At 73.1% G+C, this 7,511-nt stretch carries 8 protein-coding genes and 1 pseudogene; 2 read left to right on the top strand and 7 right to left on the bottom strand.

Annotation, left to right across the window (positions count from 1 at the left end):
• The first annotated feature begins 137 nt into the window (after positions 1-137).
• A complete protein-coding gene (locus ABD198_RS26895; protein ID WP_344006631.1) occupies positions 138-491 on the top strand; it encodes a cytidine deaminase in 354 nt (117 codons plus the stop codon).
• A gap of 95 nt (positions 492-586) precedes the next feature.
• On the opposite strand, the gene ABD198_RS26890 is transcribed toward ABD198_RS26895, so the two are convergent.
• On the bottom strand, positions 587-1,270 hold the full coding sequence (locus ABD198_RS26890) for a hypothetical protein (RefSeq protein ID WP_344006629.1): 684 nt from the start codon (positions 1,268-1,270) through the stop codon (positions 587-589).
• 112 nt (positions 1,271-1,382) lie between these two features.
• Between ABD198_RS26890 and ABD198_RS26885 the strand changes: the two genes are divergently transcribed.
• Entirely contained in the window at positions 1,383-1,595 is a 213-nt protein-coding gene (locus tag ABD198_RS26885) for a helix-turn-helix domain-containing protein (RefSeq protein WP_344006627.1), read from the top strand.
• A gap of 25 nt (positions 1,596-1,620) precedes the next feature.
• Here ABD198_RS26885 and ABD198_RS26880 read toward each other — a convergent pair whose 3' ends face one another.
• From ABD198_RS26880 to ABD198_RS26855, 6 genes and pseudogenes are all read right to left on the bottom strand, one after another.
• A complete protein-coding gene (locus ABD198_RS26880) occupies positions 1,621-1,866 on the bottom strand; it encodes a type II toxin-antitoxin system RelE family toxin (protein WP_344006625.1) in 246 nt (81 codons plus the stop codon).
• Positions 1,863-2,123, bottom strand: a complete 261-nt coding sequence (locus ABD198_RS26875) for a type II toxin-antitoxin system Phd/YefM family antitoxin (protein ID WP_344006622.1) — start codon at positions 2,121-2,123, stop codon at positions 1,863-1,865. The genes ABD198_RS26880 and ABD198_RS26875 overlap by 4 nt, the downstream gene beginning before the upstream one ends.
• Before the next feature lie 854 nt (positions 2,124-2,977).
• Positions 2,978-3,958, bottom strand: a pseudogene (locus ABD198_RS26870) (NAD(P)H-dependent glycerol-3-phosphate dehydrogenase); the annotation flags it as partial.
• A gap of 26 nt (positions 3,959-3,984) precedes the next feature.
• Positions 3,985-4,845, bottom strand: coding sequence for a class I SAM-dependent methyltransferase (locus tag ABD198_RS26865; protein ID WP_344006619.1), 861 nt, complete (start codon positions 4,843-4,845; stop codon positions 3,985-3,987).
• A complete protein-coding gene (locus tag ABD198_RS26860; RefSeq protein WP_344006617.1) occupies positions 4,842-5,990 on the bottom strand; it encodes a YcaO-like family protein in 1,149 nt (382 codons plus the stop codon). Before ABD198_RS26860 ends, ABD198_RS26865 begins: the two co-directional genes overlap by 4 nt.
• Entirely contained in the window at positions 5,977-7,245 is a 1,269-nt protein-coding gene (locus tag ABD198_RS26855; protein WP_344006633.1) for a TfuA-like protein, read from the bottom strand. Before ABD198_RS26855 ends, ABD198_RS26860 begins: the two co-directional genes overlap by 14 nt.
• Between the last annotated feature and the right edge of the window lie 266 nt (positions 7,246-7,511).

The raw sequence follows: 7,511 nt of genomic DNA, 5'->3' as shown, positions 1-7,511 counted from the left end.
GGACGCGGGGTCTGGCACGCCCATCTGCGGCGTTGTCGTCGGTTGCCGATGCTCCGCATCGGCGCCCTCCTCCGCCTAGCGCCCTTCCCGCGCGGGCTGATCCGAGCGCCGCTCCGGGCGCGTCCTATGCTCGGATCATGACCGACAGCAGCGCGCTCGACCCCGAAGACCGCAAGATCGTCACCCTGGCCCGCAGCGCCCGGGCCCGCAACCAGGTGCCCGAGGGTGCGGCCGTACGCGACGAGACGGGACGCACCTATGTCGCGGGGACCGTGGCGCTGGACTCGCTGAAGCTGAGCGCCCTGCAGACGGCGGTGGCGATGGCGGTGGCGTCCGGGGCGACCTCGCTGGAGGCCGCGGCCGTGGTGACCGAGGCCGAGTCGGCGACGCCCGAGGACCGGGCGGCGGTACGGGACCTGGGCGGGCCGGAGACCCCCGTGCTGGTGGCCGGCCCGGACGGCACGGTGCGGCAGAGGCTCACCGCGGGCTGACCGGACCCCGCCCGCACACGGCTCGTTACGGCCCTGTTCTCGTATAGCTGCCGCCACCCGACAAGTAGCTGAGCGTGATGTCCTGGGCACGGGTCTCAGGGGTGGGCTTGGTGCCGGTAGCGTGCCGCCGACGACGCGATGCGAAGGGCGGGGCCGCGGTGGCGAAGCGGTGGGTCCGGTACGTGGTGCCGGTGATGGTCGAGGTCGACGTTGAGGAGGACAGGGTGACCCGGGTGGTCACCCTGCCCGAGGAGGTCCGCGAGGACCGCGACGACATGGGTCACTTCCTCATCTACGACGAGAAGTTCGTCCGCCGGGACGGTGACGAGCAGCCCCAGGTGCACGCCTTCTGTGTGGCCGAACCCCGTTGGGCCCACGACCGGTTCCGGGTCGGCGGCCCGGCGAAAAACGGCAGCGATCTGCACCGCGAACGCGTTGTCCAGCCCGGTGGTCTCCACGTCGACCGCGGTCAGGGTGTCGTCGGCGAGTAGGCGGCGGGCCCAGCGGGCGACCTGCTCGCGCTCGCGCGGCCAGGACGCCGGGCGCCGCAGGGCACGCACGGCGTCGTCCAGGTCCTGGTGGGCCTCGTGGGTGGTCTGCACCCGCCACCGTGGCCGGCCGCCGTCCGGCTCGGCGCTCACCGTCCCCAGGTACCGGCCGTCCTCGTACGCCGCCCAGGTCGGCCGGTCGGTGTCCGCGGGCCGTACGAACTGCACCGGGTGCTCATCGACGGTGCGGGTGAACAGGTCCTCCCACTGGGCCGGGTCCGTGATCGTCACCAGCCGCCCCCTCTTCTCGCCGGAGTCTCGCCCCTTCGCCGAACCGGTGGCCGAGGCCACCGCCTCACGCGATCATGGCAGTGTCCGCCGTCTTCGAGGGAGGAATCAGCTCATGTCGAACAAGGCTCCGGTCCGCCGGCTCACGCCCGGCCCGGACCGCGACAAGCTCGCGGCCGACCTGAAGGCGAAGTACGAGGGCGGGAAGTCCATCCGGGCCCTGGCGGAGGAGACGGGCCGCTCCTACGGCGGGGTTCACCGTCTTCTGGAGGACGCGAAAACGACCTTCAGATCAAGGGGTGGAGCCCCGCGCCGCACCGAGTCCTGACCAGCGGGGACGGGCGTACGGGGGGTCAGCGCACGCGTCCGAGGTGGATGACGCTGACGCGGATCTGCTGGTCGCTGATTTCGTACATCACGCGGTAGACGCCGATGTGGATGCGCAGCAGGTCGGCGCTGCCGAACGCGCCGTCGGGCCGGGGATTGTCGGCGAGGCGGTCTACAGCGGTGAACACCTGCCGCACTCCAGCGGGGTCGTCCTTGGCGAACCGCTCCGCCTGGGCGAGGGCCTCGGGCTCCCAGATGACCTCGTAGCTCACGCCTCAGCTCCACCGAACACGCGGCGGTACGCCTCGCCGTGCGGCACGCCGGCGTCCTCGCCCCGCGCCTGCCGCGCGCGGTAGGCGGCCAGGGCCCGCAGCTCCTGGAGCTCCAGGGCGTCGGCAGGGCTGACCAGTATGGCGACGGTCTGCCCGTGATCGGTGATGGCGACCGGTTCACGGGTGGCACTGACCTCGCGCGCGATGGCGCCCAGGCGGGCGCGGGCTTCCACGATCGAGTACGTCGTCTCCGTCATGCACACCAGATTACAGAAGTGTGCACGTCTCGACCACCGCTCGTCATGGCGGCCCGCCTGGGGCGTCAGGCCGCGAAGGCGACGTACGTGCCGAGGGTGAGACCGGAGAAGGTGATGAGCTGGCGGGGCTTGAGGCAGGTGAAGGCGGCGTGCATGCCGATGCCGGCGACGACCGCGTACGGCATCGCCTGCGGGATGAGCAGCGCGGGCGGCAGCGCGATCTCCGCCGCGATGACACCGGCCGCGACCAGGCGCCAGAGGCGGACGTCCGAGGTGGGTGCTGAGCGAGCCGGTGGTGAGGCGGTCCCAGCCGCCCTGGCCGAAGGCGAGGGCGAACCGCGCGGTGAGCACGGTGCCGAAGATGATCCGGAACCACTGGAGCCGTGCAGGGTCGGTGGGATGCGTAAAGCCGGAGGCGAGGGCGTCAAAGAACCACACGGCCGGCCCTCACCTTCACACTCTGCTCACCGCGGGCGGACAGGACGCGGCCGTGCCCGTCGACCCGGTCGTACCGGCCGCTCGCGGTGAGGTGGTCGAGGATCGTCTGGAGCTGGGGCGGGCCGAGGATCAAGGAGCCCGGGGAGAGGTAGTCGTAGACGTTCACGGGCTCGGTGCGGCCGTCCTTGGTGGTGCCGGTGAGCGTGATGATCGTGAACGTGGCCCGGCAGAACATCTTCCAGCGCAGCCAGCGGCCGGGCAGGCGGGTGAAGCCGGTGATCATCCACGCCACCAGGGCGAGGGTGACGGCGATCTGGACAGCGGACAGCACGGATGCGTGCATGGTCAGGAACCTCCGGGTGGGGAGGGTGAAGGCGACGAAGGGGCGGCCCGCGTGGGCGGGGCGCCGGGGGACAGCGCTCAGGCTTGGGGGGCCGCTGCATCAGCGCGGCGGCGGCCTCGCCGAGGGTGACCTTCTCGTTTAGCAGGGCGGAGACGACTCCCGTGATGGGCATCTCGACGTCGTGGGCCCGGGCCAGGGCGAGGATCGCTTCCGCGGATTTGACGCCCTCGGTGGTCTGCCGGGTGGCGGCCGTCGCCTCCTGCACGCTCAGCCCCTTACCGAGGTGGGTGCCGAAGGTGCGGTTGCGGGACAGCGGGGAGGAGCAGGTGGCCACCAGGTCGCCCAGGCCGGCCAGGCCGGCGAAGGTGAGCGGATCGGCGCCCATGGCGACGCCGAGGCGGGTGGTCTCCGCAAGTCCGCGGGTGATGAGCATGGCCTGCGCGTTGTGGCCCAGGCCCATGCCGGAGGCGATGCCGACCGCGAGGGCGATGACGTTCTTCACCGCACCGCCCAACTCGCAGCCGGTCACGTCCGTGCTGGTGTAGGGGCGGAAGTAGCCGGTGTGGCACGCCTTTTGGAAGCGGTGGGCGGCGCCCTCGTCGGCGCAGGCGATCGTGGCCGCTGCCGGCTGGCCGTCCATGATCTCGCGCGCCAGGTTCGGACCGGACAGCACCGCGACCCGCTCCGCGCCCACGCCGGTCACCTCGGTGATGATCTGACTCGCCCGCAGGTGGCTGCCCTGCTCGACGCCCTTCATCAGCGACACGATCACCGTGTCGGTCCCGATGTGCGGCGCCCACGCCGCGAGGTTGCCCCGCAGGCTCTGCGCGGGGATGGACAACACCAGGAAGTCCGCGCCCGCGAGCGCGGCGGCCGGGTCGGTCGTCGCGGTCAGCGAGGCGGGCAGCTCGATGTCCGGGAAGTAGCCGGGGTTGCGATGGGTCGTGTTGATCGCGTCGGCGATCTCATCCCGCCGGGCGTGCACAATGACGCTGGTTCCGGCGTCGGCCAGGATCTTGGCGACGGCGGTACCCCAGGACCCGGCGGAGAACACCGCAGCACGGGTGGAGCGGTGCGGGGTCACTTCGGGGTCCTCTCGTCGGGCTGGTGGCCGGGCCGGGTCATCGTATCGGCCGCACATGGCCCGGCCGGGGAGGTTGCGGGGCGTCGCAGGGTCAGCAGCACGGCGCGACGCCCAGGCAGCTTGGGCAGCACCTGGTGGGCCTCGCGCAGCATGTTCTGCGCCTGTGCCTCGCCCAGCTCGCTGCGCAGCTCGTCGGCGTGGGCGATCCACAGCTGGTAGAGCCGCTCCCACAGCGCGGGTTCGGCGGGACGCTCGTCCACGTGCTCGACCGTGAGGCCGGCGGCGCGGGCCTGCTCCGTCCAGGCGGGGGCGGCGCCCTGCCTGGCGGCCCGGGTCATCACCAGCCGGCCGCCCGGGGCCAGGACACGCCCGAGCTCACGCAGTGCCGCGCTCCGGTCGGCGGCACCGCCGAAGGCGTCCACGCACACGATCCCGTGGGCGCTCGCGTCGGGCAGGCCGGTGTTCTCCAGCTCGGCGACACGGAAGGCGGCCCGCTCGGCGGGCAGGCCGAATCGGGAACGGCGGTCGGCGGCGTGAGCGATGGCGACCGGGGACAGGTCGAAGCCCTCCAGGCGCAGGGCGAGGGCGCGGGCCAGCCACAGGCCGATGCCGCCGGTGCCGCAGCCCGCGTCCACCAGCAGCTGGCCGGGCCGCATCTTCAGCCGTGCGGTCATCAGCCCCAGCAGGGGCCAGTCGCAGGAGCTGGAGGCGGCGACCTCGACGGGGTAGTCCTCGCCCATCGCCGCGGCGTACAGGCGGGCGACCAGATCGGTACGGGCACGGGCCGCGTGGAAGGCGTCGTACTGGACCGAGCGTTGCCCGGCGGGTACGGGCGGCGCCGCGGTGGTGGGGTTCATCGGGGCATCGACCTCCTGATCCGTGAGCGGGTGCCGGGACAGACCACCTGCACGGCATGGACGGGCGTGTCCGGGGCGGACAGGTCCAGGGCCACCGGCTCGTGCCCGGTGACGTGCTCGACCCTGCGCGCCACCTCCCGGGCCTGCTCGGCGAAGCCGCCGACCGCCGGGGTGAAGTGGCCGGTGGCCTGCGGCCACGGTGTGAGCCCGGTGGTCGTGGCCGGGTGGAAGACAGTGGTGTCGAAGCTGCCGGGGCCGCTGGACAGGTCGTCGCGGGTTCCGGCGATGGCAGTCAGCCGGGACTGCGCGGCCTCGGTCAGCGCACGGGTCAGGGCGATCCCGGGGTCGTTGTGGCAGCCGCCGCCGGCGAAAACGACCGGGTAGTCCTCCGACCACTGGTAGGCGACGCACACCGGCAGCCCGTACGGGCCGTCCACCAGCGCGATCTCCAGCGCCATGCCCGCGGCCACCAGCCGGCCGATGACCTCGCGGCCGTGCAGGTCGTCGACCGTGCCGGGCGCAATGAGGGTGCGCCGCCGCCCGTCCGCCTGCCCGTCCCGGTACAGCACGTCCCGCTCCACGACCTCGAACAGGGCGTGCAGCAGGGCCTCGTCGCGGGTGTTGCCGCACGCGAGTCCGGTGCTGGTCGCGCGCAGCAGGTCCGGGGTCCACTCCGGCCGCTGCACCCGGCGGCGGACCAGGTCGACCGGCAGCAGCACCTTCTCCCCGCTGACCAGGCCGGTGCCGGTGGCCCACTCCCACACCATCCGGGCCAGGGTGTACTCCGGGTGCGGGACGGTCATGGGCAGGGCCGTCACGGGGCAGTCGGGGGCGACCTCAGCGGCCGGACCGTACGCGGCGACGGGCAGCGGCTGCTCGACGTGCCACAGCTCGATCGCCTCCATGACCGCGGACAGCTTCGCCAGCAGGGCGGTGGCGCCCTTGCCCTGGGAGGTGCTCAAGGTGAGCGAGGCGGGCCGAATCGCCGTCCACACCGGCAGCCCGATCACGTCCAAGCCGGTCAGATCTGCGACGCGGGTGATGCCGAACTCCGGCAGGAGCCCGGCCACCGCCTGCCACGTCTCCTCCGGCGTCCGGGCCCGTACGGTGCGCGGCAGCGCCACCAGGCCGTCACCGCGTAACACCGGCCGCCTCCGTCCGCTCGGTCGTCTCTGCCATCTCCTGAAGCAGCCCGGGCACGAGCCGCTTGGCCGCCGCCACGGCGCGGGCCCCGCAGACCAGGCCGCGCGCGGACGCCTCCGCGTCGAACTCCCGCTCAGGGCACTGCCACACCCGCATCAGGAGCCGGCGGGTGAGGTCATCGCGCACCGCGTCGGCCGTGAACCCGGGCCGGGTGCGGCGCTCGGCCGCGAGGGCATCGGCGTATTGGGCGACCGCCCGGCGGTCCTGCTCCGTCTCGGCGGCCAGCAGCAGGGCCACGGTCCGCTCGTCGCACAGGTCGACCGCGGGGTGGAACACGCGGTCGGCGGGCAGGTCCCCGCCGGTCACCTGGACCAGCCGCTCCTCCAGCGGCAGGCCCTTGCCGCCGTCGGCGGGGTGGAGGGAACGGTGTTCGAGGTAGGCCGCCCACGTCACGGCGAAGGCAGGGTCGAACACCTGCTGGTAGACGAGGCGGTCCTCGGTGGACAGCTCCAGCCCGTCCACGCAGGTGCGGGCGAAGGCATTGGACCAGCGCCGGAAGTACGTCGTCTCCCACACCGCAGGCACCAGATGGGGGCCGGTCTGCGGCGCTGTGCAGCCGTCCAGCGCGGTGCGTACGGCGGCGAGGGCGTCCACGCGCTTGAGGTCGCCGAAGTGCTCGTCCTGCGCGCGTCGCTCGGCGAGCCAGTCGGCGAACTCCCCCTCGCCCCGGCGGCGGCATACGGCCCGTACGGCGGCCCAGGTGCGCTGCGGGTAGTAGACCGCCCGCAGCGCCGCCAGCAGCCGGGCAGCGCGTCCGCCGTCGAGGACCCCGGCCGCCCGGGCAACCTGGAGGATGTGCCGGAGGTTGACCACCGGCCAGGTCAGCGCGCCGAACTCGCCGTCCGGCACCTGCCCGACCGCCACCTCGTCGTCGCCGTCGAGCTCCCCCTGGGCGTAGGCGGCGTAGATACGGCCGACGCCGAGCATCCCGAACCGGTCCAGTTCGGCGGCCCGCAGCGCGCCGATGCTCGCGGCCCCGATCACCGTCACTGACCGGCCCATCGCGGCCAGGATCTCCTTGTGCCGCAGTGCCGGCGCCTGGTGATACACCCCGTCGATGATCAGCGCGGTGTCGCCGCTGCGGATCGCGGGATCGAACAGGTCGCCGTGCCGGGCCGGCGGCCATATCCGTACACCAGGGGCGGTGAGCTGCGGCTCGGATCTGGGCAGCGTCGGCCCGACGAACACGTGAATCACTTCCAACCTCCACTTCTCACACCGAGGGGCGCCCCCTTCCCGGGCCCGCCCGGGCCCGGGAAGGGGGCGCCCAGGTCAGGACGCGCGAGGGCGAGGGGTTACTCCTCGTCCTCCACGTCGACGGCGACCACCACGGGGCCGGTGATCTCGGTCTCCTCCGCCGGGGCGACGGCGGCGACAGTGGACTTGGACTCCACGGGCCTTCTCCTTCGGTGCGTGGTTACGGGACAGTGCGGGCGCCTGCCGCCCGCGTGCCGTTGGTGCCG

Source organism: Streptomyces thermocarboxydovorans (assembly GCF_039524635.1).
In the GTDB taxonomy this organism is placed as follows: Bacteria; Actinomycetota; Actinomycetes; order Streptomycetales; family Streptomycetaceae; genus Streptomyces; species Streptomyces thermocarboxydovorans.
The sequence above is the reverse complement of the archived record's forward strand: the minus strand, read 5'-3'. Positions and strand labels throughout refer to the sequence as shown.

What these genes read in the sequence shown, in the direction of transcription:
- ABD198_RS26895 (WP_344006631.1), top strand. Translation starts at nt 138, where the DNA reads ATGACCGACAGCAGCGCGCTCGACCCCGAAGACCGCAAGATCGTCACC.
- ABD198_RS26885 (WP_344006627.1), top strand. Translation starts at nt 1,383, where the DNA reads ATGTCGAACAAGGCTCCGGTCCGCCGGCTCACGCCCGGCCCGGACCGC.
- ABD198_RS26875 (WP_344006622.1), bottom strand. Translation starts at nt 2,123, where the DNA reads ATGACGGAGACGACGTACTCGATCGTGGAAGCCCGCGCCCGCCTGGGC.
- ABD198_RS26865 (WP_344006619.1), bottom strand. Translation starts at nt 4,845, where the DNA reads ATGAACCCCACCACCGCGGCGCCGCCCGTACCCGCCGGGCAACGCTCG.